This is a genomic window from Rhodococcus sp. ARP2 (assembly GCF_001029585.1).
GTDB lineage: Bacteria > Actinomycetota > Actinomycetes > Mycobacteriales > Mycobacteriaceae > Rhodococcus_F > Rhodococcus_F erythropolis.
In genome coordinates this window covers 52,851-77,375 of the sequence record NZ_LEKE01000105.1, presented here as the reverse complement: position 1 = coordinate 77,375, position 24,525 = coordinate 52,851, and the positions used below count along the sequence as shown (strand labels likewise).

The 24,525-nt window shown below is 62.7% G+C and carries 22 protein-coding genes; 18 read left to right on the top strand and 4 right to left on the bottom strand.

All coding sequences use genetic code 11. The annotated features are described in order from the left end of the window. Window positions 1–215 precede the first annotated feature (215 nt). From ftsZ to ABX74_RS26515, 11 genes are all read left to right on the top strand, one after another. Window positions 216–1,403 (top strand): cell division protein FtsZ, encoded by a 1,188-nt coding sequence (gene ftsZ, locus ABX74_RS26570; protein WP_003941788.1) that lies wholly within the window; start codon window positions 216–218, stop codon window positions 1,401–1,403. Window positions 1,404–1,511: 108 nt separating this feature from the next. Continuing rightward, window positions 1,512–2,279: a peptidoglycan editing factor PgeF gene (gene pgeF, locus ABX74_RS26565; protein ID WP_047890079.1), complete on the top strand. Its 768-nt coding sequence runs from the start codon at window positions 1,512–1,514 to the stop codon at window positions 2,277–2,279. A gap of 6 nt (window positions 2,280–2,285) precedes the next feature. After that, complete coding sequence (locus tag ABX74_RS26560; RefSeq protein ID WP_047890078.1) at window positions 2,286–3,035, top strand: YggS family pyridoxal phosphate-dependent enzyme; 750 nt, start codon at window positions 2,286–2,288, stop codon at window positions 3,033–3,035. A gap of 85 nt (window positions 3,036–3,120) precedes the next feature. After that, on the top strand, window positions 3,121–3,771 hold the full coding sequence (locus ABX74_RS26555) for a cell division protein SepF (protein ID WP_003941752.1): 651 nt from the start codon (window positions 3,121–3,123) through the stop codon (window positions 3,769–3,771). Window positions 3,772–3,960: 189 nt separating this feature from the next. Beyond that, window positions 3,961–4,239, top strand: coding sequence for a YggT family protein (locus ABX74_RS26545; protein WP_003941780.1), 279 nt, complete (start codon window positions 3,961–3,963; stop codon window positions 4,237–4,239). A gap of 126 nt (window positions 4,240–4,365) precedes the next feature. Next, window positions 4,366–5,193 carry a DivIVA domain-containing protein gene (locus tag ABX74_RS26540; protein ID WP_047890077.1) on the top strand — a complete coding sequence of 276 codons (828 nt, stop codon included), beginning with the start codon at window positions 4,366–4,368 and terminating at the stop codon, window positions 5,191–5,193. Between the two features lie 49 nt (window positions 5,194–5,242). Further along, window positions 5,243–5,557 (top strand): hypothetical protein, encoded by a 315-nt coding sequence (locus ABX74_RS26535; RefSeq protein WP_047890076.1) that lies wholly within the window; start codon window positions 5,243–5,245, stop codon window positions 5,555–5,557. Between the two features lie 292 nt (window positions 5,558–5,849). Then, complete coding sequence (gene ileS, locus ABX74_RS26530; protein WP_020969853.1) at window positions 5,850–8,963, top strand: isoleucine--tRNA ligase; 3,114 nt, start codon at window positions 5,850–5,852, stop codon at window positions 8,961–8,963. A 68-nt stretch (window positions 8,964–9,031) separates the two neighbouring features. Beyond that, window positions 9,032–9,370: a TfoX/Sxy family protein gene (locus ABX74_RS26525; RefSeq protein ID WP_003941748.1), complete on the top strand. Its 339-nt coding sequence runs from the start codon at window positions 9,032–9,034 to the stop codon at window positions 9,368–9,370. Window positions 9,371–9,406: 36 nt separating this feature from the next. After that, window positions 9,407–10,771 carry a DNA polymerase IV gene (locus ABX74_RS26520; protein ID WP_042452844.1) on the top strand — a complete coding sequence of 455 codons (1,365 nt, stop codon included), beginning with the start codon at window positions 9,407–9,409 and terminating at the stop codon, window positions 10,769–10,771. Window positions 10,772–10,902: 131 nt separating this feature from the next. Continuing rightward, window positions 10,903–11,391, top strand: coding sequence for a hypothetical protein (locus ABX74_RS26515; RefSeq protein ID WP_372448908.1), 489 nt, complete (start codon window positions 10,903–10,905; stop codon window positions 11,389–11,391). A gap of 83 nt (window positions 11,392–11,474) precedes the next feature. Here ABX74_RS26515 and ABX74_RS26510 read toward each other — a convergent pair whose 3' ends face one another. The 3 genes from ABX74_RS26510 to ABX74_RS26500 form a co-directional block, all read right to left on the bottom strand. Next, the gene (locus ABX74_RS26510; protein WP_046378698.1) at window positions 11,475–12,866 is read right to left on the bottom strand and encodes a glutamate decarboxylase; all 1,392 of its coding nucleotides are present in this window, start codon (window positions 12,864–12,866) and stop codon (window positions 11,475–11,477) included. Window positions 12,867–13,008: 142 nt separating this feature from the next. Next, window positions 13,009–13,773, bottom strand: a complete 765-nt coding sequence (locus ABX74_RS26505; RefSeq protein ID WP_223258020.1) for a sensor domain-containing protein — start codon at window positions 13,771–13,773, stop codon at window positions 13,009–13,011. Then, complete coding sequence (locus tag ABX74_RS26500; RefSeq protein ID WP_047890074.1) at window positions 13,770–14,696, bottom strand: hypothetical protein; 927 nt, start codon at window positions 14,694–14,696, stop codon at window positions 13,770–13,772. Before ABX74_RS26500 ends, ABX74_RS26505 begins: the two co-directional genes overlap by 4 nt. A gap of 68 nt (window positions 14,697–14,764) precedes the next feature. Here ABX74_RS26500 and lspA point away from each other — a divergent pair, with 68 nt between their 5' ends. The 5 genes from lspA (at window position 14,765) to dnaE (ending at window position 21,640) form a co-directional block, all read left to right on the top strand. Next, complete coding sequence (gene lspA, locus ABX74_RS26495) at window positions 14,765–15,451, top strand: signal peptidase II (protein ID WP_019748858.1); 687 nt, start codon at window positions 14,765–14,767, stop codon at window positions 15,449–15,451. Beyond that, window positions 15,448–16,374 carry an RluA family pseudouridine synthase gene (locus ABX74_RS26490; RefSeq protein WP_007733161.1) on the top strand — a complete coding sequence of 309 codons (927 nt, stop codon included), beginning with the start codon at window positions 15,448–15,450 and terminating at the stop codon, window positions 16,372–16,374. Before lspA ends, ABX74_RS26490 begins: the two co-directional genes overlap by 4 nt. Then, on the top strand, window positions 16,371–17,054 hold the full coding sequence (locus tag ABX74_RS26485; protein ID WP_047890073.1) for a hypothetical protein: 684 nt from the start codon (window positions 16,371–16,373) through the stop codon (window positions 17,052–17,054). The genes ABX74_RS26490 and ABX74_RS26485 overlap by 4 nt, the downstream gene beginning before the upstream one ends. Then, entirely contained in the window at window positions 17,051–18,004 is a 954-nt protein-coding gene (rarD, locus tag ABX74_RS26480) for an EamA family transporter RarD (protein ID WP_371747263.1), read from the top strand. The genes ABX74_RS26485 and rarD overlap by 4 nt, the downstream gene beginning before the upstream one ends. A gap of 99 nt (window positions 18,005–18,103) precedes the next feature. Continuing rightward, entirely contained in the window at window positions 18,104–21,640 is a 3,537-nt protein-coding gene (dnaE, locus tag ABX74_RS26475; RefSeq protein ID WP_047890086.1) for a DNA polymerase III subunit alpha, read from the top strand. A gap of 95 nt (window positions 21,641–21,735) precedes the next feature. On the opposite strand, the gene ABX74_RS26470 is transcribed toward dnaE, so the two are convergent. Continuing rightward, window positions 21,736–21,969: a hypothetical protein gene (locus tag ABX74_RS26470; protein ID WP_047890072.1), complete on the bottom strand. Its 234-nt coding sequence runs from the start codon at window positions 21,967–21,969 to the stop codon at window positions 21,736–21,738. Window positions 21,970–22,189: 220 nt separating this feature from the next. Here ABX74_RS26470 and ABX74_RS26465 point away from each other — a divergent pair, with 220 nt between their 5' ends. Then, on the top strand, window positions 22,190–22,624 hold the full coding sequence (locus tag ABX74_RS26465) for a nitroreductase family deazaflavin-dependent oxidoreductase (RefSeq protein WP_019748853.1): 435 nt from the start codon (window positions 22,190–22,192) through the stop codon (window positions 22,622–22,624). Window positions 22,625–22,740: 116 nt separating this feature from the next. After that, window positions 22,741–24,516 carry a pyruvate dehydrogenase gene (locus ABX74_RS26460; RefSeq protein WP_047890071.1) on the top strand — a complete coding sequence of 592 codons (1,776 nt, stop codon included), beginning with the start codon at window positions 22,741–22,743 and terminating at the stop codon, window positions 24,514–24,516. The last annotated feature ends 9 nt before the right edge of the window (window positions 24,517–24,525 follow it).

Here is a 24,525-nt window from a genome sequence, read left to right as displayed (position 1 = left end):
GTGTCTCGGCGCGCCTAATGGCGGAACGCGACGACGGTGCATAGCGTTTCGTTTCAGATCGAATACTTGACATAACTCTAACCCTGTGGTTGAGGTTTAGAGTTTATCTCGAACACCAGCAGTAACAAATACACCAGCAGTTACAAATACAGCAGCAGTAAAAAGACAGCAGCACTGACAAACAGCGTGAAACACGACACGGAAGGCGAGAGCCGATGACGCCCCCGCACAACTACCTCGCCGTAATCAAGGTCGTCGGCATCGGCGGCGGCGGCGTGAACGCAGTCAACCGCATGATCGAACAGGGACTCAAGGGAGTCGAGTTCATCGCGGTCAACACGGACGCGCAAGCCCTTCTGATGAGTGACGCCGACGTCAAGCTCGACGTCGGTCGTGAATTGACCCGTGGCCTCGGCGCCGGTGCTGACCCTGAAGTGGGTCGCAAGGCAGCCGAAGATCACAAGGACGAGATCGAAGAGGTCATCAAGGGCGCCGACATGGTGTTCGTGACCGCAGGCGAGGGTGGTGGCACCGGAACCGGTGGTGCCCCTGTCGTGGCAAGCATCGCCCGGAAGCTGGGCGCACTCACCGTCGGCGTCGTGACTCGGCCGTTCTCCTTCGAGGGCAAGCGTCGTGGGGGACAGGCGGATACCGGAATCCAGGCGCTCCGCGAGTCCTGCGACACGCTGATCGTCATTCCCAACGATCGCCTGCTCCAGTTGGGTGACGCGGCCGTCAGCCTCATGGACGCCTTCCGCAGCGCCGACGAGGTTCTCCTCAACGGTGTCCAGGGCATCACCGACCTCATCACCACCCCGGGTCTGATCAACGTCGACTTCGCGGACGTCAAGGGTGTCATGTCCGGTGCAGGCAGTGCGTTGATGGGCATCGGATCCTCACGTGGTGAGGGACGCGCGATCAAGGCGGCGGAATCTGCGATCAATTCGCCTCTCCTCGAAGCATCGATGGAAGGCGCCCGCGGCGTGCTCCTGTCGATCGCCGGTGGTAGCGATCTGGGTCTGTTCGAGATCAACGAGGCGGCTTCGCTGGTGCAGGAAGCCGCGCACATCGACGCCAACATCATCTTCGGAACGGTCATCGACGATTCACTCGGTGACGAGGTTCGTGTGACGGTCATCGCTGCGGGATTCGACGGAGGAGCTCCGGCTCGTCGTCCCGTGGAGTCGACCGCACAGGGACGTGGAGCTATCGGCGCCGGGCGCGCGGGTGAGGTCGGCCGGTCACCGGTGGCCGCCGAACCTGCTGGCGAGCAGCCGATTTCCGCAGCGCGCGAGACGACGGGCTCGGGTAGCTTGCCTCCGATCGGTGGCCCACGCCATGCGCCGGTCCAGGAAGACGAGGGCGACGACGACGTCGATGTGCCTGTCTTCATGCGTCGCTGACGCAGGGCTACAAACAGTTTCGAGAACAGGGTGCCCGGAATTTCTGGGTACCCTGTTCTTGACTGGATGTCCGGTCACGTCTGAGCCGGACGACAACTTTCGACGTTTGTGAGCACACTTATCTTGAGTACCGAGAAGTCGACCACCCGCACCCGCATTCGCCGCGTCGTGACCAGCCGAGCCGGTGGTGTTTCCGCGTCGCCGTACGAGTCGTTCAATCTCGGCGATCACGTCGGAGACGATCCGGCAGCCGTCGAGGCGAATCGCCGTCGTCTGGCACGCGAAATAGGCGTCGAGCCTGACCATCTCGTGTGGATGGAACAGATCCACTCGCGCAACGTCACTGTCGTGACGGAACCGACCGACGAAGTGATTCCCGTGACGGACGCTCTGGTCACCACCGTTCCCGGCCTGGCGCTCGCCACCCTCAGCGCAGACTGTGTTCCCGTTCTGCTCTCCGACGAGGAGGCCGGTGTGATCGCGGCAGTTCATGCCGGACGGATCGGTGCCCGCATCGGTATCGTCCCGCGTGTCCTCGCGGAGATGGTGCGACAGGGCGCGGACGTCTCACGTATCGGTGCCTTCCTCGGCCCGGCAGCGAGCGGACGCCAGTACGAGGTTCCCGCCGCGATGCGTGCGGACGTGGAAAAGCACTTGCCGGGCAGCGCAACTCGCACCGAGAAGGGCACGCCGGGACTCGATCTGCGTGCGGGACTGCGTAAGCAGTTGCTCGCCGCGGGTGTGTCCGGTGTTGCCGAGGACCCGCGGTGCACGATCGAGGATCGCGCGTTGTTCAGTCATCGCCGAGAATCTCTGACCGGGCGTCAAGCTGCAGTGATCTGGATGGAAGCGCCCGCAGCGCAGGAAACCGTCTAGGCAGAAATGCGCCAGACGGATATGCGGCTGACAGAAATATCGACGGCACTCGACTCGGTGCGTGCGCGGCTGGCGGCCGCCTGCCTTGCCGCCGGTCGTGAAGTTTCCGACGTAGCACTGCTGCCTGTTACCAAATTCTTTCCGGCGTCCGACGCCCGAATCCTGTACGAACTGGGTTGCCGTGAATTCGGTGAGTCTCGTGAGCAGGAAGCAGTGGAGAAGGTCGCGGACTTCGACGGCGCTGCACAGAGCGGCGCGATCGACGATCCGGTTCGTTGGCACATGATCGGGCAGTTGCAGCGCAACAAAGCGCGTTCGGTAGCGAAGTGGGCCTACACAATTCACTCGGTGGACAGTGCACGACTGGCCGATGCACTCGATCGGGCGGCGCTCGGAGCTTTGTCCGACGGGGAGCGTAAAGCGCCGCTGCGGGTGCTCATCCAGGTAAGTCTCGACGGAGACCCTGCGCGTGGCGGAGTTCCGACGGGAGAGCTAACTCCTCTCGCCGAGCGGATCGAATCAGCCGAAGGTCTCGAATTTGCGGGACTGATGGCCGTCCCGCCACTTGGATCAGATCCGGACGAGCAGTTCGAAATCCTCCGCAGGGCACATCTTTTGATTCTCGAATCGCATCCCCGGGCAACCGAACTCTCGGCTGGCATGACCGGTGATCTGGAGGCCGCAGTGCGCCACGGATCAACGTGCGTGCGTGTCGGAACCGCACTGCTCGGCTCACGACCAGTAATCTCGAGGTGATCGCTCAGGTGATCGCCCAACCCGTCCACACCGCTGCGACCGGTCGCAGTCGGATTGATTCCGCCGCGCCAAGGAAGGTCGATCAATGAGCAACCTGCATAAGTTCAAGGCTTACTTCGGCATGGTTCCCCTCGATGACTACGAGGACGAATACGTGGAGGAGCCCGATCAGGCTCGCCGCGCACCCCGTCGTAGTCACGACGGCTATGCCGAGCGCGACGACCGCGAGTTCGTCGAACCTGCCTTCTCGAAGGCGAGCTACGCGCCCAGTCGTCGTGACGAAGAGGACGCGGAGTTCGATCGCTACGATTCCCGGCCCCGCGTCGACACCGTTCCCAGCCGCAGTAGCCGCCCGGCGATGGCGCCGCGTCCGGCAAGCCGTGGAAACCTCGCGGTCGACGCCCGTGCAGAGCGGCCCGAAGCGCGACGTGCGCCTGTTGTCGATGACGGCGGCCCGCTCGCCAAGATCACGACACTGCGTCCGCAGAGCTACGCAGAGGCCCGCACCATCGGTGAGCGGTTCCGCGACGGCACCCCCGTCATCATGGATCTGGTCGACATGAGCAACGCCGACGCGAAGCGTCTGGTCGATTTCGCGGCCGGCCTGGCGTTCGCATTGCGTGGTTCTTTCGACAAGGTAGCCACCAAAGTGTTTCTTCTCTCACCGGCTGACATCGACGTTTCCGCTGAGGAACGCCGTCGTATCGCGGAGACGGGTTTCTACAGCCAGAAATGATGGTCTCGACCGCAGTCCGGCCCCTGAGCAGGGGTGACGTGAGCACATTCGAACGGCGGCCCGTCTCGGCGGACGCCGCATTCGGACCCATCGCCGGCCGTTACAAGACGGACTCGATGCGGGCCGGTTCCGGAATTGCTGCGGTGTGTCTGTTTTGGACACACCGCAGAAGTCAGGCAGAGTGAGGGTGTGGACGCGCTTCTCTCTGTGATCTATCTGGTGCTGGTTGTCTTCTGGCTGTTGCTGATCGGCAGAGTGATCGTCGAGTTCGTTCGTTCGTTTGCCAGAGATTGGCGACCGACCGGATTGGTCGCAGTCATTCTCGAAACCATTTTTACGATCACCGATCCTCCGGTGAAACTGCTCCGCAGGTTGATCCCCCCGATCAACCTCGGTGGAGTTCGCTTGGATCTATCCATCATGGTCTTGCTTTTCATCGTCATCATCCTGATGTCGGTTGTTCGCTGAGCGCAGTCCGAGTGAGTGGTATGCCAGAATGGAAGCCATAACTCATCCGGTGGTTCGCCACTACGTAGACTGTGTTGCAACTGAATGCTTGCTAGACCGCCAAATGACGCGTGAAGGGATCCTTCCATGCCGCAACTGACTCCAGCTGACGTGCACAACGTTGCGTTCAGCAAGCCGCCTATCGGCAAGCGTGGCTACAACGAGGACGAGGTCGACGCATTCCTCGACCTCGTCGAGCAGGCGCTGTCGCAGCTCATCGAAGAGAATGCGGACCTGCGCCAGCGCGTAGGTGAGCTGGATCAGGAGCTCGCGGCTGCCAAGAAGTCGCCGGCACCTGCTCCGCAGGCAGCACCCGTCGCAGCGCAGCCCAAGCCGGAGCCCGCTCGGGTTGTCGAACCGCCCAAGCCTGCACCCGTTGCAGCTCCGGTTCCCGCCGCCGCTGCCGTTGCAGCGCCGCAGAGTGGCGACACCCACATGCAGGCCGCGAAGGTCCTCGGACTGGCTCAGGAGATGGCGGATCGCCTCACCAACGATGCCAAGACCGAATCCGAGCAGCTGCTCGGCAGTGCTCGCACCAACTCCGAGCAGCTCATGAGCGAGGCTCGCAGCAAGGCTGACGGCATGATCGCGGATGCGCGCAACAAGTCGGAGGCAATGCTGACCGACGCTCAGACTCGCTCCGAGACCCAGCTTCGCCAGGCTCAGGAGAAGGCAGATGCTCTCAAGGCAGACGCCGAGAAGAAGCACACCGAAATCATGGCGACCATCAACCAGCAGCGTTCGGTCCTCGAGGGCCGTATCGAGCAGCTCAAGACGTTCGAACGTGAGTACCGGGTGCGCCTGAAGTCCTACCTGGAATCGCAGCTCGAAGAGCTCGAACAGCGTGGCTCGGCCGTTCCGGTCGACGGTGGACAGGATTCCTACAGCCCGTCCTTCGCCAAGGGAAACAGCTGACCGAGAGCGCCCCGTCGGCTCAGCTATCGGACCGGACAAAGGTTGATACGTGCTGGTCGTGACGTTGGTTCTCGCGGGAGTTGGCTTCGCTCTCCTGATCGTTGCCCTGACCACAGGGTCGCTGATCTGGGCGTGGGCATGTATCGCGATTTGTGTAGCAGGTGCCGTCCTCCTGCTGGTCAGTGCGCTGACCAGCAGGAAGGCGGTTCCTTCGTTGGATGACCCGGTATCGGGCAGCGGCGTGTCGTCGTCTTATGGTCGAGTCGAGAGTTCCTCGGATTCCTCGTCCGATGATGCAGCTACTGCAAACGACGACAATCAGGGAAACCACGGCGGGTCGCCGGGTGCCCCCGACAAGACCTAGGGCGAGTTCCGACAAGGTCCAGGACGAGTATTAGACTGTCCAACACGAATACCAGGCTGTGATCCGGCAATCACCGGGGAGCTTTCGGAAGAACGGTTGTCGACGCTTTCGTACGTGTCGAGGACCCAGTAGAACCGAACGGGTGAGCCCGTCACAGCTCGATCGAGTGGCAGCTCGAGATCCGGTGTGAAAGCACGGATCTGCGGGGTGCAAACGGGGTGGTACCGCGGTGTCGGCGCACAAGCGTCACGTCGTCCCCGTGCCGAGTTCCGACTGGCACGAGGAGATCGCCATGGCGAGTAACGGGTATCCCAAAGTCGACTACGGTGTCCCCGCCGACACCGGAGTCAAGTTCCCCGAACTGGAACAGAAAGTCCTGAAACAGTGGGACGACGACGACACCTTCCGTGCGTCGGTTTCCAATCGGGACGGTAATGAAGAGTTCGTTTTCTACGACGGACCGCCATTCGCAAACGGTTTGCCGCACTACGGCCACCTGCTGACGGGGTACGTCAAGGACCTGGTGCCGCGCTTCCAGACAATGCGTGGACGCAAGGTCGAACGACGCTTCGGCTGGGATTGCCACGGCCTTCCGGCAGAGCTCGAAGCGGAGAAGCAGCTCGGCATCAAGGACAAGGCCGAGATCGAAGTCATGGGTCTGGCCAAGTTCAACGAGTACTGCAAGGCCTCGGTGCTCAAGTACACCGACGAGTGGCGTGACTACGTCACCCGCCAGGCGCGCTGGGTCGATTTCGACAACGACTACAAGACCCTGGACGTCGACTTCATGGAGTCCGTCATGTGGGCCTTCAAGGAGCTGCACGACAAGGGCCTGATCTATCAGGGCTTCCGTGTGCTGCCCTACAGCTGGTACGAGCAGACTCCACTGTCCAATCAAGAGACTCGCCTCGACGATGCGTACAAGATGCGTCAGGATCCTGCAGTCACGGTCGACATGCCGCTGGTCGCTCCGGGTTCACCCCTCGACGGCGCAAACGCGATCATCTGGACCACGACTCCGTGGACACTGCCGTCCAACTTGGCCACTGCGGTTCATCCCGAGGTCGACTACGTCCAGGTGCTCGGCGAGGACGGAAAGCGGTACGTGCTCGCAGAAGCACGGGTAGCTCATTACGCACGTGAGCTGGGGGAGGACCCCGAGGTCGTTTCCCGTCACAAGGGCGCCGAACTGGTCGGACTGTCGTACACACCGCCGTTCGACTTCTTCCTCGGACATCCGAATGCGCACGTCGTGCTCTCGGCGGACTACGTGACAACCGACTCCGGAACCGGAATCGTCCACCTCGCACCGGCTTTCGGTGAAGAGGATATGGACGTGGCCACGGCCAACGGTATCGAGGTCGTACAGCCGCTCGATCCGGGTGGAAAGTTCACCTCGATGGTTCCGCCGTACGAGGGTCTGATGGTGTTCGACGCCAACCCGGTCATCATCAAGGACCTCAAGGCTGCCGGAAAGCTGCTGCGGCACGAGACGATCGAGCACTCGTACCCACACAGTTGGCGCAGTGGGCAGCCGCTGATCTACATGGCGGTCCCCTCGTGGTTCGTCGCGGTCACCAAGTTCCGAGATCGCATGGTCGAGCTGAACAAGGACATCACGTGGGTGCCCGAGCACATCCGTGACGGCCAGTTCGGCAAGTGGCTCGAAGGTGCACGAGACTGGAACATCAGCCGAAACCGTTACTGGGGCAGCCCGATCCCGGTGTGGGTGTCGGACGATCCGCAGTACCCGCGTACGGACGTGTACGGATCGCTCGATCAGTTGGAGGCAGACTTCGGCGTGCGTCCGACCGATCTGCATCGCCCGATGATCGACGACCTGGTTCGCCCGAACCCCGACGACCCGACCGGGAAGTCGATGATGCGCCGCGTTCCCGAGGTGCTCGACTGCTGGTTCGAATCCGGTTCGATGCCGTACGCGCAGGTGCACTACCCATTCGAGAACCGTGAATGGTTCGAGGGCCATTTCCCGGGCGATTTCATCGTCGAGTACAACGGGCAGACTCGCGGCTGGTTCTACACGCTGCACGTGCTGGCAACCGCACTCTTCGATCGTCCGGCGTTCAAAACCGTTGCTGCGCACGGCATCGTGCTGGGCGACGACGGACTGAAGATGAGCAAGTCCAAGGGCAACTACCCGGACGTGAAGGAGGTGTTCAACCGCGACGGCAGCGATGCCATGCGATGGTTCCTGATGTCTTCGCCGATCTTGCGCGGCGGAAACCTCATCGTGACCGAGCAGGGCATCCGCGAAGGCGTACGTCAGGCGTTGCTCCCGCTGTGGAACGCCTGGAGCTTCTTGCAGTTGTACGCGCCGGAATCCGGTGTGTGGCGTACCGATTCGGAGAACATCCTCGATCAGTACATCCTGGCCAAGCTCGCTACCACCCGCGACGTGATCACCGAGGCCCTCGAGGTCAACGACATCGCCGGCGCGTGCGACGAGCTTCGGTTGTTCTGTGATGCGCTCACCAACTGGTATGTGCGACGGTCTCGTTCGCGGTTCTGGGACGAGGATCGCGACGCGATAGACACCCTGCACACCGTGCTCGAGGTCGTGACGCGTCTCGCTGCGCCGCTGTTGCCGCTGGTGTCCGAGGTGATCTGGCGCGGGTTGACCGGGGAGCGCTCGGTTCACCTGGCTGATTGGCCCGAGGCGTCGGAGCTCCCCGCGAACCCCGAGCTGGTAGCGGCGATGGACGACGTCCGGACCGTGTGCTCCACGGTGCTGAGCCTGCGCAAGGCGCAGAATCTGCGTGTTCGTCTTCCGCTGCCCGAGGTCACGGTTGCGGCGCCGGATGCCGAGCGTCTGCGTCCGTTCCTCGGACTGATTGCCGACGAGGTCAACGTCAAGAAGGTCGATCTGACCGATGACGTCGACGTGCACGGGCGCTTCGAGATCGCGGTCAACGCGCGTGCTGCAGGACCGCGTCTGGGCAAGTCCGTTCAGACTGTCATCAAGGCGGTCAAGGCGGGCGACTGGACCGAGAACGCGGACGGCGTCGTGGTTGCGGCGGGCATCGAACTGCTGCCCGAGGAGTACACGCAGAAACTGGTTGCAGCCGAGCCTGATTCGACGGCTGCATTGCCAGACGGTGTGGGACTCGTCGTACTCGATTCCGTCGTGACGGAGGAACTCGAAGCCGAGGGCTGGGCGAAGGACCGTATCCGTCAGTTGCAGGATGCGCGTCGTGCCGCCGGTTTGGACGTCTCGGACCGGATCAACGTCGTACTCGAGGTTCCGCAGGACTGCAAGGAGTGGGCGGAGCGTCATCGCGAATTGATCGCCGGTGAGGTTCTGGCCACCTCGTTCTCGGTGGGTGAAGCGGGAGACGACGCCGTCGATCTCGGTGACGGTATCCGCGCCGCGATCACGAAGGTCTAATACCGCCGTAACTACTCCGGCTCCCCGATGAATGTCTGTATGTCGGGGTGCCGGAGTAGTTTGCTCTCATGAGTACGAGCAAGGAAACCGTGGCGCGCATTCTCGAGCAGTTGGAACCGCTCGACGTGCGGGCAAGGGCGATGTTCGGCGAGTACGGATTGTATTGCGACGAGAAGATCGTGGGCTTGATCTGCGGAGACGTTCTGTTCGTCAAACCCACTGAGGTCAGTACGGAGTTCGGATCAGAGGCCGATCTGGCTCCGCCGTACCCGGGAGCGAAGGATTACTACCGGGTGACGGAGGAACGGCTGCAGGACCTCGATCACCTGCACGCCTTCATTCAACGGACTGCCGACGTACTACCCCTGCCGAAGAAGAAGTCGCCCAAGAAGAAGGCGCGGACGTAAATTCTGCACCTACTTTTGAGAGAACCGTAACTCCCGATGAATCAAGGTGATCCCACACGAAGTCGCAGGTGGGTGCTGCATCTCGACATGGATGCGTTTTTCGCTTCCGCCGAGCAGTTGACGCGTCCCACGCTGCGAGGCCGGCCGGTGCTGGTCGGCGGCTTGGGTGGGCGCGGAGTGGTGGCCGGGGCAAGTTACGAAGCGAGAGTTTTCGGTGCGCGTTCGGCAATGCCGATGCACCAAGCACGCCGGATGGTCGGTGGCGGAGCGGTGGTATTGCCGCCGCGGATGTCGTTGTATTCGGTTCTGAGTAAACGCACCTTCGACGCGTTGCGCCTTCGTATGCCGATCCTCGAGCAATTGTCGGTGGACGAGGCCTTCGGCGAACCAGTGGAATTGGCCGGAGTCGGGGCCGACGAGGTCCGCGCGTTTTGCGAGGACCTGCGGGCGTTGATCAAGGCCGAGACCGGGTTGGTCGCCTCGATCGGTGCCGGCGCAGGTAAGCAGGTCGCCAAGATCGCGTCGGGACTGGCAAAGCCCGACGGCGTCGCAGTGATTCCTCCCGGGATGCAGCACGAGTTGCTCGATCCTCTTCCGGTGCGAAAGCTGTGGGGGATCGGTCCTGTTGCCGAGGAAAAGCTCAAGCGTCTCGGCATCGAAACCATCGGAGGGTTTGCCCGCACTCCCATAGCCGAGGTGGCGTCGATACTCGGAACCACTGTCGGACCGGGGTTGCATCGGCTTGCGCAGGGGATCGACGATCGGCCGGTCGCCGAGCGTGCCGAATCCAAGCAGATCAGCGCGGAATCCACGTTCGCCGCAGACATCGTCACGATGGCACAATTGCGCGCGGCCGTCGAAAGTAGTGGTCGTGCAGCATTTTCCAGGCTGGAGAAGGACGGAAGAGCTGCTCGCACCGTCGTACTGAAGCTCAAGAAGTCCGATATGAGTATCTTGACTCGATCCGTGACGCTGCCGTTTGCCACGATCGACCGCCAAATCCTTATCGCGACCGCGCAGAAACAGGTCATCGATCCACAGGAATTGGGGCCGATTCGCCTGGTCGGTGTGGGATTCGCGGGTTTGTCCACCGTTCGGCAAGGATCACTTTTTCCCGAGTTGGATCAGGACGTTCCCGGCTATCCGGTCGAGACTCTCACGGGCGCCCTCGATGAGGCCGAACTCGACGTTCCGGTGGCCGCACGCGTCCCTCAGCGCTACTGGCACCCTGGTTTGGACGTGAAGCATCCAGAATACGGACACGGTTGGGTGCAGGGTGCCGGGCACGGAGTGGTGACAGTTCGCTTCGAAACCCGTTCCAGCGGAACGGGAATAGCCAAAACCTTCGCCGAATCGGATGAGGTGCTCGAGGTAGCAGATGCGGTCGACAGCCTTCTCTGAGGATGTCCTTAGACTTTTTCCGCTTACCGTTGGGTAATGTTGTCGACGATCCTCGAGCAAGCACGATGTTCGACTGACGCTCGAATGTGAACACCCGAATGGATAGGACTGAGAAGTTGAAGCTTCAGAAGATGACCGTTGCAGCCGTGGCGATCGCAGCAGCCCTGACGATGACCGCTTGTGGTTCGGACGGAGGAGACTCCGACAAGACGACTTCGGCGAAGCCCACGACCACCACCGCTGCGGCACCCACGTCCGAGGTTGTCCTGCCGACGTCCGCTGAGCTCAACGCCAAGGTCGCTCAGGCACTCGACGAGACCGTTCCGGCCGCAGACAAGGTCAACCTCGTCCAGGGTGCCGAGCAGGATCCCGAGCTGATCAACCAGGTCGCCGCTGCCGCCAAGGCTGCCGGCGCGCAGGTCGAGATCCTCGACCCGGTCACCGACACGGGTAGCGAGACGGCCGCAGCTTCGCTGAACATCGTCGTCAACGGCCAGCCGCTGCAGCAGGGTCTGCAGGCTTCGTTCGTCTACGAGGACGGCGTCTGGAAGCTCTCGAAGACCACCGCTTGCCAGATCGTCGGCGTTGCAGGTCTGACCTCGCCTGCTTGCGCTGCTTGATCTCTGCGCAACACCTGAAACACCAGAGCGGCCGTCGACTCCCGAAAGGGAGCCGGCGGCCGCTCTTCATGCAGTGAGCGTCGTCAGTGATGGAATCCCTCGGTGACGCGTGGCCGCGGCATCGGGCTGTCGAGTTCGTCGAGGAACGCGGTTTCCTCTTCGATGATGCGCAGCAGATTGGCTGCCAGGTCCATGCTCAGTCCGTTACGAACCACGATGCGCTGCACTGTCAGATCCGAGAGATCGTCCGGCATGGGATAGGCCGGCACCAACCAGCCCTTGCCCCGCAGTCGGTCCGACAGGTCGTACAGCGTCCAGTTGGACGTGTGGCCCTCGGCGAGGCGCCACGCGAAGACCGGGATGTCGGAACCGTCGTTCCACAGTTCGAAGGCGTCGAGCTTCCCGATTCCTTCGGCGAGGAATTTCGCCACGTCCTGTGAGGACTGCTGGATCGCGCGATAGCCGTCGTGGCCGAGACGCAGGAACAAGTAGAACTGCAGGATCACCTGAGCGCCGGGCCGCGAGAAGTTCAGCGCGAAGGTCGGCATACTGCCGCCGAGGTAGCTCACCTTGAAGACGAGGTCGTCGGGAAGTAGATCCTGCGATCGCCAGACCACCCAGCCGAGGCCGGGGTAGACGAGTCCGTACTTGTGCGCCGAGGTGTTGATTGAGTGCACGCGTGGGAGCCGGAAATCCCATTCGAGTTCGGGCTGTAGGAACGGGGCGATCATTGCGCCGGAAGCGCCGTCGACGTGGATGGGAACGTCGAGTCCCGTCTTTTCCTGGATCGCGTCGAGTGCCTTCGAGATTTCCAGGACCGGCTCGTACATCCCGGTGTACGTGACACCCATGATCGCGATTACGCCGATCGTGTTCTCGTCGACGTACTTGTCCAGATCGTGACCGTCCAGGGTCCGGTGTTCCTCGCTGATCGGCACGTAGCGCGCCTCGACGTCCCAGTAGTTGCAGAATTTCTCCCAGCACACCTGGACGGCGGAACTCATGATGAGATTTGGTTTTTCGGTGGACTTCCCCGCGGCTTTTCGTGCGTGCTGCCAGCGTCGTTTCATCGCCAGGCCGCCGAGCATGCACGCCTCGGACGAACCGATCGTCGAGGTACCGATTGCGTCCTTGGGGGAGGGCGAGTGCCAGAGGTCGGCAAGGATGCGCCAGCAATAGGTTTCGATCGCGGCGGTCTGTGGATATTCGTCCTTGTCGATCATGTTCTTGTCGAACGACTCGGCATACAGTTTGGTGGCGTGATCGTCCATCCACGTGCTGACGAACGTCGCGAGATTGAGCCGCGCATTGCCGTCGAGCATCGTTTCGTCGTGGACGATCTGATAGGCGGTCTCGGGAAGCATGCCGTCGGGTTCGAGTGTGTACTTCGATGCAACCGAATCCTCGCCAGGCCTCGAGAAGATCGGATTGACGGCTACGTAATCGGTGTGATCTGACCTTCTGGGTTCCGGCATGAACTCTGGCTCCTCACATCAGTGTGTCGCGTTGGTCTGTTTCGTACCTACTCTCACCGTTCAGTGTGGACGGGCAGTTGTCAAAGGGTCTGTGGTCCCGAATCATTCGCGTAAGGCCGAGACGGGACTAATCCGCTCGTTGTCAGGGCGTTAGTGCGCGCAGGCGATCGGCGGCGGCCGATGCCATCGAGTGCAGAACATCGGGGGCGATCGGACTCGGCGCAGTTGCGGACACCTGGGTCAACGTGGTCCCGACTGCGGCCACGATCGCATCGGCGACCAAGGTGAAACCGCCACTCTCCGTGATGATTCGGAAAGCGAAAGACGCGTCGCCGACGTTCGGGTCCGATGCTCCGCCGACGCGATAGGTGATTGTCGTTCCGTCGGCATCGGTTCCCGAATACTCCGCACACCCGGCCAGCGTGGTCTGAAGTTTCTCGAAAGCTGCTGCTGCCGCTGCGCCGTCGGCGTACGAAGCAGAGTCCTGATCGATGCTCGTGAAATCGGGGCCGGTGAACATGTCGGAGAGGTCGGCGACGGATCCGGCGGCCTGGGTGGCTATCGGTGCCAGAACCTGAGCGCAGACGGCAGGGTCGGTGCTCGACTTGTCCGCCTCCGAACTCTCCGGCGCCGGTGCGAGGCCGAGGTCGTCGACCGGGTCGGGAACTATGTCGAAGTCCGCAGGTAGTTCGGAGCGGGTGAGCGCGGCTCGTTGCAGCGCATCACGGTCGAGAGGTGCCCCGCTCAGCGGTGGGGCCGGAGCAGCTGTGAACGGCGCCAAGCCGACCTGTGGGGCGGAAACCTGCGTAGTTGTGACAGCACTAGGAGAGTCGTCCGAGCCGCAACCGGTGACGACGAACAGTGCCGCCGTTGCTGTCAGGCCCAGTGCGAGCGACCGGCGTGTCACGATTCCCACCGAATGCTGTTGGAGATGGTCTGCCGGATCACCGAGGAGCTGTCCGGATCGCCGTACGCCTGGTCGCCGCCGACGGTCATCTGTCCGTCGATCGGCAAGGGGAGTGAGAGGTCGACGGTGAGGTTTCCGGAGCCGGCCATGACGTACTGATCGATGTTCAGCGTTCCGGCGTCACCGGCCAGGTTCCAGACCGGGCTCTGCGGGGTCTGCGATACGTCCACCGCGAGCGAAAGCCGATTGCCATCCCGCGCGGTGAGCGTGACGGTGGTTGTCTGATCGAGCAGGATTTCGCTGCTGACTTGTTGTCGAACCACCCAACGTGCGCCGACACCGACCGGAGCGTCGGGGAGTGCAACGGTCCGGTAGACCGCTTGGCCGAGCGCCTGTTCGATTGCAGCGCGGGCAGCATTGGCCGAGTTGGCGGACGGCTTCAACCGTAGGGCGGTGATGGCGCCCGAATCCGTGACCGACAATCCGGCCGCAGATCCGTCGGCCCCGCTCAGCGCTGCCTGCAGCGTTGCGTCCGGCGAGGTCATCGACGACAGCGTCAGGTCCACGACAACGGTGGGATCGTCAGCGGTCACGTTTGCCGAGAGCGGGATCGTGATCTCCGGCGAAGAGAAATCTTGTGCCGGCTGTTGATCGATCTGCTGACTCACGACCGCCTGGGTGACGAGCGTCGCCGTCTGCGTGGTGCCGACAGGCAAGTTCATGCGCAGTACCTCGCGCGGTTCGCTTCCCGCATCGAGTACCTCGACGGTGGCGGCGGTCACCGGAACAGTGACTTCGCTCGGCGACGAGGTAGGTGTGGTGGGAGGTTGATCCGAGTCGCCGCAAGCGGTGAGAACGGTGGTGAGAGCGAGGGCAGCGAGGGCGAACGGAACTCGTCGGCCGGTCGTGGACAGCAGTGGCACGCGCTCCAGGCTAGCCGCAGTTGCAGAGTGCGTGACCCGGTGCGGTGAACATGAGGGATGATGGTTGCGTGAGTACAGACCACCCAGACCGAGATGTCAACGCGGAGGATCAGCCGATTACCGAAATCTCGAAGGCCGACGAGCCCGAAACCGTGAAACCGGAAGCCGTGAAATCGGAAGACGGTGACCTGGCGGTTGCGCCGGTCGCAAAGCCCCGCCGGCTGACCATGCTCATTGCCATCGCCGCTGTCATCCTGCTCTCGGACATTCTCACGAAGGTGTGGGCAGTCGCCGCGGTCAAGCCGGGGCAGCCGATCGAAATCATCGGTGACGTGGTCACATTCACGATGGTGCGCAATCCCGGTGCAGCGTTCTCGATGGCGACGTCGATGACGTGGATCCTCACCCTCGTCGCCATCGGTGTCGTCATCGGTGTGATCAAGATCGGTCGCACGCTCCGATCACCGTGGTGGGCGCTCGGTCTCGGCCTCGTTCTCGGTGGCGCGCTGGGTAACCTTGTCGACCGATTCTTCCGCTCTCCCGGAATCATGCGCGGACATGTGGTGGACTTCGTCTCCGTCGGTTGGTGGCCCGTGTTCAACATCGCGGATTCCGCGATCGTCTGTGGCGCGATCCTGCTTGTCGTACTGACTCTTTTCGGCTTCGAACCCAACGGTGAACGCCTGCGTGATCACAAGGCGGACGACAAGAAGGTCACCGAATCGAAGGCCGCAGCCGAGGGAGAAACCAAGTGAGGGAATCCCGTTCGATGCCCGTGCCCGACGGCCTCGACGCCATGCGGGTCGATGCCGGCCTCGCGCGCCTGCTCGGACTCTCGCGCACCGTGGTCGCGACACTCGCGGAAGAAGGCTCGGTACTCGTCGACGGTGTGGCCGTCGGCAAGTCCGATCGTCTGACCGCAGGATCGTGGCTCGAGGTAGTCCTGCCCGAACCGCCGCGGCCTCTGACCATCGAGGCGACACCGGTCGAGGGAATGGAGATCCTCTACGCCGACGACGACGTCGTGGCAGTCGACAAGCCCGTCGGAGTTGCCGCGCACGCCAGCGTCGGGTGGACGGGACCGACCGTCATCGGCGGACTTGCCGCGGCCGGTTTCCGTATCTCGACGTCCGGTGCCCACGAGCGTCAGGGCATCGTTCACCGTCTGGACGTCGGAACGTCGGGTGTCATGGTGGTTGCCACCTCCGAGCGCGCATACACCTTGCTCAAGCGCGCTTTCAAGCAGCGGACCATCGACAAGCGCTACCACGCACTCGTGCAGGGACACCCCGACCCGAGCAGCGGAACCATCGACGCCCCGATCGGACGCCACCACGGGAACGACTGGCGGTTCACGGTCACGGCCGACGGCAAGCCCAGCGTCACGCACTACGACACCATCGAGGCGTTCCAGGCAGCGAGTCTGCTGGACGTGCACCTCGAAACCGGTCGCACACACCAGATCCGTGTCCACTTCTCGGCGTTGCGCCATCCGTGCTGCGGCGACCTGACCTACGGCGCGGACCCCCGACTTGCCGAGAGGCTCGGTCTCGAACGCCAGTGGCTGCACGCAGTCTCGCTCGGCTTCGCCCACCCGGCGGACGGTCGTTGGGTCGAGATCAAGAGTAAGTACCCGAAGGATCTCGAACACGCACTCGAAGTTCTCCGGTCCTCATGACACCGCGCGGGCTTACCCCCGCGCTGGCCGTCGTCGCGGTGGTGGTCGGTGTGGCGGCGGTGGTGGGCGTGGGGTTCGCGAATCCCGTGCCGACCCCGCCGATCACGACGGACACTCTCGGTCCGGACAGTGGGGAAGCTGTGCCGGACTACCTCGACCGAGCGCGAGATTCTGTCGCGTCGGTCGATGGGCCGGTGTGGGCGTTGGTCTCGTTCACGAAGGCACTCACCGTCGACGAGGTCATCACGTCGACCAGCAGTGTTCAGGTGCCGGGCGCTGAGGTCTCGGGCGTTCGCGTGTCCAGGGTCATGTTCCGAGTTCCGATCGAGCGCGTCCAGACGCCGCTCATGTCGGTGCCCGTTCCCGACAACGACGAAGCAGTGCGCAGAGCGCCCGGTGTTGCAGCCACGCGACTGGTCTCGCTCGGCGGCGACACCGATCGTCAGCAACAGGTGGCGCTCGCGTCGGCGAAGCAATTGTCCGCCGGGTGCGCCTGCGCGGTGGGCGTGCTGGTGCGAGCTACTCCCGAAGGACTCGAAGCGATCGAACATGACTCGAACGTCCGTGCAGTGGAAGCGTTGCCGTCCGACGCCTCGCCGTGGTTGGCGGCCGTCCGTCCCTTGCTGCCGGAGTACGTGGACGTCGTTGCTCCCGGCCCCGACGACGGCCCGGTCCCGTGAACTCCGGTTCTGTGAACAAGGACGGACGCGCTAGGTCCGGTTCGTCCTCGGGGATCCTCTACGGTGTGGCGGCGTTCCTGTTGTGGGGAACGTTCCCGGCATTCTTCGGACTACTCGACTTCGCCGATCCGGTCGAGATCCTTGCGCACCGAGTGGTGTGGACCCTTCTGTTGATGCTGATCGTGTTGGCCTTTGCCGGCCGCCTCGGATCGCTTCGCGGAATCAGCGCACGCACCTGGCTGCTGGTGACCGCGGCATCAGCGGCGATCGCGGTGAACTGGGGAACGTACATCTATGCCGTGGTGTCAGGCCGCGTCGTGGAGGCGGCCCTCGGGTACTTCATCAACCCGCTGGTCACTGTTCTGCTCGGCGTCGTGATCTTCCGCGAACGATTGCGCCGCGCTCAGATCGCCGCCCTTGTTCTCGCTGCAACGGCAGTTGTCGTGATCACGGTCGACTTCGGTAAACCGCCGATCGTCGCATTGGTGCTCGCCGGTTCGTTTGCCACCTACGGGCTGGTCAAGAAGGTGGTTCCGCTCGATCCCCGAACCAGTTTGACTGCCGAGGGAGTCGTCGCCGCACCCTTCGCGGTCGGCTACCTCGTGTTTCTCGGCCTGACCGGGGCCGGTGCCTTCATCAGCAGCGGCGCCGGACACAGCCTGTTGCTGCTTGCCGCCGGCCCGGTCACCGCACTGCCACTGCTCCTGTTCGGCGTTGCCGCTCAGCGAGTTCCCTTGGCGACGATGGGCATGCTGCAGTACCTCACCCCGGCGCTGCAGATGGCGTGGGGTGTGGCCGTCATGCACGAGGACATGCCGGCCTCACGCTGGATCGGCTTCGTACTGATCTGGGCTGCGCTGGTGATCTTCACGACAGATACCTTCGTCGCCAGTCGACGTTCGCGGCGTTCGATGAGGTCGAGCGCCGAACCCGAGGTTCCGGTCACGTGATCGGAGGCGGCACACTGCGACTCCACGATGGCGGTCGCCGAACGTGTCGGCAACGCGGCATACACTCGATCTCGCTCCCAGACCTTCAGAGAGGCGCACGTGGCTGACTCGTTCGTACATCTTCACAATCACACCGAGTACTCGATGCTCGACGGTGCGGCCAAGGTCGGCGCCATGTTCGAGGAGGCCGCTCGTCTCGAAATGACCGCTGTCGGCATGACCGACCACGGAAACATGTACGGCGCCAGCCAGTTCTACAACGAGGCCAAGAGTGCCGGCATCAAGCCGATCATCGGCATCGAGGCGTACATCGCACCCGAATCCCGCTTCAACACAAAGCGAGTTCTCTGGGGAGATCGCAGCCAGAAGTCCGACGACGTCTCCGGTAGCGGTGCGTACACGCACATGACGATGGTGGCCGAGAACGCCACGGGGCTCCGAAACCTCTTCAAGCTGTCTTCTCTCGCGTCAATCGAGGGACAGCTCGGCAAGTGGCCTCGCATGGACGAGGAACTCATCGCGGCGCACGCCGAGGGCATTATCGCCACCACCGGTTGCCCTTCGGGTGAGATTCAGACGCGTCTTCGTCTCGGTCACGATCGCGAGGCTCTCGAAGCTGCCGCGAAGTGGCAGGAGATCTGGGGACCGGACAACTTCTTCCTCGAATTGATGGATCACGGTCTCTCGATCGAGCGCCGGGTGCGCGAGGGTCTGCTCGACATCGGCAAGCAACTCGGTATCCCGCCGCTTGCCACCAACGACTGCCACTACGTCACCAAGGACGCCGCCGAGAACCACGAGGCGCTGCTCTGCATCCAGACCGGCAAGACGCTGTCCGACCCCACGCGCTTCAAGTTCGACGGCGACGGCTACTACCTCAAGTCCGCTGCCGAGATGCGCGCCATCTGGGACAACGAAGTACCGGGGGCGTGCGACAACACCGTGGCCATCGGCGAGCGTGTGCAGTCGTATGAGGACGTGTGGGCGTTCCACGACCGCATGCCGATCTTCCCGGTCCCGCAGGGTCACACGCAGCAGACCTTCCTGCGCGCCGAGGTGATGCGCGGACTCGATCGCCGCTTCCCGAGCGGACCTCCGCAGGAGTACCTCGCCCGCGCCGACTACGAGATCGGCGTCATCAACGAAATGGGCTTCCCGGCCTACTTCCTCGTGGTCGGCGACCTGATCAACCACGCCAAGGACGTCGGAATCCGCGTCGGGCCCGGCCGTGGATCGGCAGCCGGTTCGTTGGTGGCCTACGCGATGGGGATCACCAACATCGACCCCATCCCGTACGGGTTGCTGTTCGAGCGATTCCTCAACCCCGAGCGTGTGTCCATGCCCGATATCGATATCGACTTCGATGATCGCCGTCGCGGCGAGATGGTTCGCTACGCGACGGACAAGTGGGGCAATGACAAGGTCGCCCAGGTCATCACCTTCGGCACCATCAAGACCAAGGCTGCCATCAAGGACTCGGCTCGCGTCCAGTTCGGCAAGCCGGGCTTTGCCATCGCCGATCAGATCACCAAGGCGCTCCCGCCGCCCATCATGGCCAAGGACATCTCGGTTTCCGGTATCACCGACCCGAAGCACGAGCGGTACAAGGAGGCAGTCGAGGTTCGAGCGCTCATCGACTCCAGCCCGGACGTCGCGAAGATCTACAAGACCGCGGTGGGTCTGGAAGGGCTGATCCGTAACGCCGGTGTGCACGCCTGCGCGGTCATCATGTCGTCCGAACCGCTCACCGACGCAATCCCGGTCTGGAAGCGCGCCCAGGACGGCGCCATCATCACCGGTTGGGACTACCCCTCGTGTGAAGCCATCGGTCTGCTCAAGATGGACTTCCTCGGTCTGCGAAACCTCACGGTTATCGGCGACACGCTCGAGAACATCAAAGCCAACCGCGGCATCGATCTGGACCTCGACACGTTGCCGATGGACGATGCGGCAACATACGAACTGCTCGCCCGCGGCGACACTCTCGGTGTGTTCCAGCTCGACGGCGGCGGCATGCGCGAGTTGCTGAAACTGATGCAGCCCACCGGATTCGGCGACATCGTCGCCGCATTGGCGCTGTATCGACCGGGACCGATGGGTGTGGACGCCCACATCTCGTACGCCAAGCGCAAGAACGCCTTGGAAGACGTCAAGCCGATTCACCCCGAGCTGGAGGAGCCGCTAGCGGAGATCCTCTCGGAGACATACGGCCTGATCATCTACCAGGAGCAGATCATGCAACTGGCGCAGAAGGTGGCCGGTTACACCCTGGGTCAGGCCGACTTGCTGCGTCGCGCCATGGGTAAGAAGAAGCTGTCCGAGCTGGAAAAGGCCTACGCCGGCTTCCGGCAGGGCATGTTGGACAACAACTTCAGCGAAGCCGCCATCAAGGCGCTGTGGGACACGGTCCTTCCCTTCGCCGGGTACGCGTTCAACAAGTCGCACTCCGCCGGCTACGGACTGGTGTCGTACTGGACTGCGTACCTCAAGGCGAACTACCCGGCCGAGTACATGGCGGGTCTGCTGACCTCCGTCGGTGACGACAAGGACAAGTCCGCGATCTACCTCGCCGACTGCCGCAAGTTGGGCATCACCGTTCTCCCACCGGACGTCAACGAGTCACGCGTCGACTTCGCGACCGTCGGCGACGACATCCGTTTCGGTATGGGGTCGGTGCGCAACGTCGGCGCCAACGTCGTTGCCTCGATCATCAAGGCGCGCACGGAGAAATCGAAGTTCACCGATTTCTCCGACTATCTCGGCAAGATCGACGCGATGGCTTGCAACAAGAAGGTCACCGAATCTCTCATCAAGGCCGGTGCTTTCGACTCGTTGGGTCACCCGCGCAAGGGCCTGATGTTGGTCCATGCCGACGCCATCGATTCCGTGATGAGCACCAAGAAGGCAGAGGCGATCGGACAGTTCGACCTCTTCGGCGGTGCCGAGGCGGACGAGTCGATCACCTCGGTGTTCGACGTCAAGATTCCTGACGAAGAGTGGGACTCCAAGCATCGCCTGGCGCTCGAACGAGAGATGCTGGGGCTATACGTTTCCGGTCACCCGCTCAACGGCGTCGAGCACATTCTTCGCCAGCAGTCCGACACGTCCATCGCCGCGATACTCGAAGGCGGCGTTCAGGACGGTGCCCAGGTAACTCTCGGCGGCATCATCGCCTCGGTGGACCGCCGGGTCAACAAGAACGGTCTGACCTGGTGCATCGTGCAGCTCGAAGATCTCGTGGGTGGAATCGAGGTGCTGTTCTTCCCACAGGCGTACGCGGTGTACGGAATGGACATCGCCGAGGATGCCATCGTGTTGGTCAAGGCTCGCGTCTCGATCCGAGACGATCGGATGTCGCTGATCGGCAACGACCTTGCGGTGCCTGATATTTCGGCGATCGGGGTCGCACGCCCCCTGTCGGTCTCACTGCCCCTTCGGCAATGCACCAAGGACAAGCTCAGTGCTCTCAAGCAGGTGCTGACGAGGCACCCCGGAACGTCCGACGTCCATGTCCGGCTGATCGGCGGAACCGAGATCAGCTTGTGGAAGGTCGACGACGTCCTTCGGGTCGAACCGTCCTCGGCGCTGATGGGCGACCTGAAGGCATTGCTCGGGCCGAGCTGTCTGACGGTCTGACCGCCGATCGAGCGGATCTGAACCGAACGAAGGGACCTTGCTGCATCAGCAGCAAGGTCCCTTCGTGGTTCGCGGGAGATCGGGGAGTGGGGTGATCAGGTGGTGCGTGAGTAGTACACGCGACGCGCCCACCAGGTGACCACGGCTGCTGTTGCGGCAGTCAGTACGGCTACCTGCATCGACTGGGTGACAGCTCCGGCGACCACGAACAGCACAAAACCGACCGCGAGAGCTTCGATCTTGTACAGCGGCCACCGAGTCCCGGCCAGATCGACGAAATGGTCGGACGCGGGGCGTGATTCGCGAGTGGAGATATCTGCGGTAGTCATCTCGTCCCTTTCTCGGTGCAGTCTGTTCTCGCTGCGGCCTGGTTAGCGATACGGCTGTTCGAAGCTGTGGTTTCAGAGTAACCAGAGATGAGAGTTCGGGCAAGCGAACTTTATTGATCGGCAGCTCACTTAATCGATCAACCAGGGGAGTGTGCCGACGACGGACCTGGTCGGTGTGGTTCGGTGGCCAAGGTGCTCGAGTGGGTGTTCACTGGTACACATGCCAATCACAGGTGAGTACGAACCCAGTCCAGCGTCGTGGGCCGCCGATCAGGTCGCACGCATCGAGAACTCCGGTGGCACCGAGGGAAACGACATGAACGGCATGCCCGTCGTCGTTCTCACGACCGTCGGGGCAAAGTCCGGCAAGGTCAGGAAGACGCCGCTGATGCGCGTCGAGCACGACGGCTCGTATGCCGTTGTGGCTTCGCTTGGTGGCGCTCCGAAGAATCCGGTTTGGTACTACAACGTCAAAGCCGATCCGCACGTCACGCTGCGTGACGCGACGCAGGTCTTCGACCTGGTTGCTCGTGAAGTCACCGGAGACGAGAAGGCGATCTGGTGGGAGCGCGCTGTCGCTGCGTACCCCGACTACGCCGATTATCAGACGAAGACCGATCGTGAGATCCCGGTGTTCGTGCTCGAACCCAAGTAACGCACTGCAGTCCTCACGAAACGGCAGTCCACAAGAAGCACTGCATAAACCACAAGCAAATCGTCACTCGCGGGGGTCGGCGATCCCGACTCCCGTGAGTGTGTCATGGAGGTCTGATGAGTCCGAAAACCGTTGCAGATCAATTGGTTCAGCAGCTCGTTGAGGCGGGTGTCAGTCGGATCTACGGAATTGTCGGTGACAGTCTCAATCCCATCGTCGATGCGGTACGTCGCACCGGTGGTTCCGAAAAGGGCGGAATCGACTGGATACACGTCCGTCATGAGGAAGCAGCTGCGTTTGCGGCCGCAGCGGATGCCCAGATCACCGGAAAACTCGCGGTGTGTGCCGGATCCTGCGGTCCCGGAAACCTTCACCTGATCAACGGCCTGTACGACGCTCATCGTTCGGGCGCCCCGGTCCTCGCGATCGCGTCACACATCCCCAGCGCCCAGATCGGAATGGGCTACTTTCAGGAAACGCATCCCGAGCGGATCTTCATCGAATGTTCGAGTTACACCGAACTCGTCAGCACGGCAGTCCAATCACCTCGCGTGGTGCAGTCGGCGATTCAGCATTCGGTGGCTCGAAACGGCGTCTCGGTGATCGTGCTTCCCGGGGACATCGCCGATTGTCCGGCAGAAGGCACCCCGCCGACGCTCGTCGAAACCCGAAGGCCGACAGTCGTTCCGGATGCCGGTGACGTCAAGGCGTTGGCAGATGTGATCAACGGCTCGCGTAAGGTTGCGATCTTCGCCGGCGCAGGCGTGCGAGACGCACGCGCCGAGGTGTTGGCGCTGGCCGAAACCGTCGGGGCTCCCATCGGGCATTCGCTGCGCGGCAAGGAATGGATCCAGTACGACAACCCGTACGACGTCGGGATGACGGGATTGCTCGGTTACGGTGCGGCGCACGACGGTATCCACGGCGCCGATCTCCTGCTCCTGATCGGTACGGACTTTCCTTACGACCAGTTCTTGCCCGATGACGTTCGTACCGCTCAGATCGACATCGCGGCCGAGCGGTTGGGGCGTCGAACCAGCCTGGACCTGGCGGTGCACGGTGACGTCGCGAGCACCTTGAGCGCACTGATTCCGCAGCTCGATCGAAAGACCGACCGCGGGTTCCTGGAGGATACGCTCGCAAAGCACAACACTCTGATGACCAAAGTGGTTGGTGCGTACACGGATCCGGTCAAGCAGCGCACACCCATTCATCCCGAGTATGCGGCCTCGATCCTCGACGATCTGGCGGCCGACGACGCAATCTTCACCGCCGACACCGGGATGTGCAACGTGTGGACGGCGCGCTATCTCAATCCGAACGGATCGAGACGCTTCATCTCCTCGGCGCTGCACGGATCCATGTCCAATGCGCTCCCACATGCGATGGGTGCGGCATGGTCGAGTCCGGGGCGTCAGGTCATCTCGGTGTCGGGCGACGGTGGATTGTCGATGCTGCTCGGTGAGTTGGTCACCGTCGCGATGTACAAGTTGCCGGTCAAGATCGTGGTGTTCAACAACTCGACGCTCGGAATGGTCAAGCTCGAGATGCTGGTCGACGGCCTTCCGGATTTCGGGGTCGACGTGCCCGCGGTCGACTACGCGGCGGTTGCTGCTGCGCTCGGTATCTTCTCGCGCCGAATCGAGAATCCCGCGGACATCGAAGCGGGCCTACGCGCCGCGCTCGATCACGACGGTCCGGCCTTGGTTGATCTGGTGACCGATCCGCTGGCATTGTCGTTGCCGCCCACCATCACCGGTGGTCAGATGAAGGGCTTCGCTTTGGCGATGTCGAAGATGGTGATGAACGGCGGCGTCGGCGAGGCTGTGCAGATGGCCAAGTCGAACCTGCGGAACGTGCCACGTCCCTCACAGTTGGATCCTCGCGGCTGACCTACCCGC

Coding starts and splice junctions, on each gene's coding strand:
- ftsZ (WP_003941788.1), top strand. CDS start 216: ATGACGCCCCCGCACAACTACCTCGCCGTAATCAAGGTCGTCGGCATC.
- ABX74_RS26560 (WP_047890078.1), top strand. CDS start 2,286: ATGCGCCAGACGGATATGCGGCTGACAGAAATATCGACGGCACTCGAC.
- ABX74_RS26555 (WP_003941752.1), top strand. CDS start 3,121: ATGAGCAACCTGCATAAGTTCAAGGCTTACTTCGGCATGGTTCCCCTC.
- ABX74_RS26540 (WP_047890077.1), top strand. CDS start 4,366: ATGCCGCAACTGACTCCAGCTGACGTGCACAACGTTGCGTTCAGCAAG.
- ileS (WP_020969853.1), top strand. CDS start 5,850: ATGGCGAGTAACGGGTATCCCAAAGTCGACTACGGTGTCCCCGCCGAC.
- ABX74_RS26525 (WP_003941748.1), top strand. CDS start 9,032: ATGAGTACGAGCAAGGAAACCGTGGCGCGCATTCTCGAGCAGTTGGAA.
- ABX74_RS26520 (WP_042452844.1), top strand. CDS start 9,407: ATGAATCAAGGTGATCCCACACGAAGTCGCAGGTGGGTGCTGCATCTC.
- ABX74_RS26515 (WP_372448908.1), top strand. CDS start 10,903: ATGACCGTTGCAGCCGTGGCGATCGCAGCAGCCCTGACGATGACCGCT.
- ABX74_RS26510 (WP_046378698.1), bottom strand. CDS start 12,866: ATGCCGGAACCCAGAAGGTCAGATCACACCGATTACGTAGCCGTCAAT.
- ABX74_RS26485 (WP_047890073.1), top strand. CDS start 16,371: ATGACACCGCGCGGGCTTACCCCCGCGCTGGCCGTCGTCGCGGTGGTG.
- ABX74_RS26470 (WP_047890072.1), bottom strand. CDS start 21,969: ATGACTACCGCAGATATCTCCACTCGCGAATCACGCCCCGCGTCCGAC.
- ABX74_RS26465 (WP_019748853.1), top strand. CDS start 22,190: ATGCCAATCACAGGTGAGTACGAACCCAGTCCAGCGTCGTGGGCCGCC.
- ABX74_RS26460 (WP_047890071.1), top strand. CDS start 22,741: ATGAGTCCGAAAACCGTTGCAGATCAATTGGTTCAGCAGCTCGTTGAG.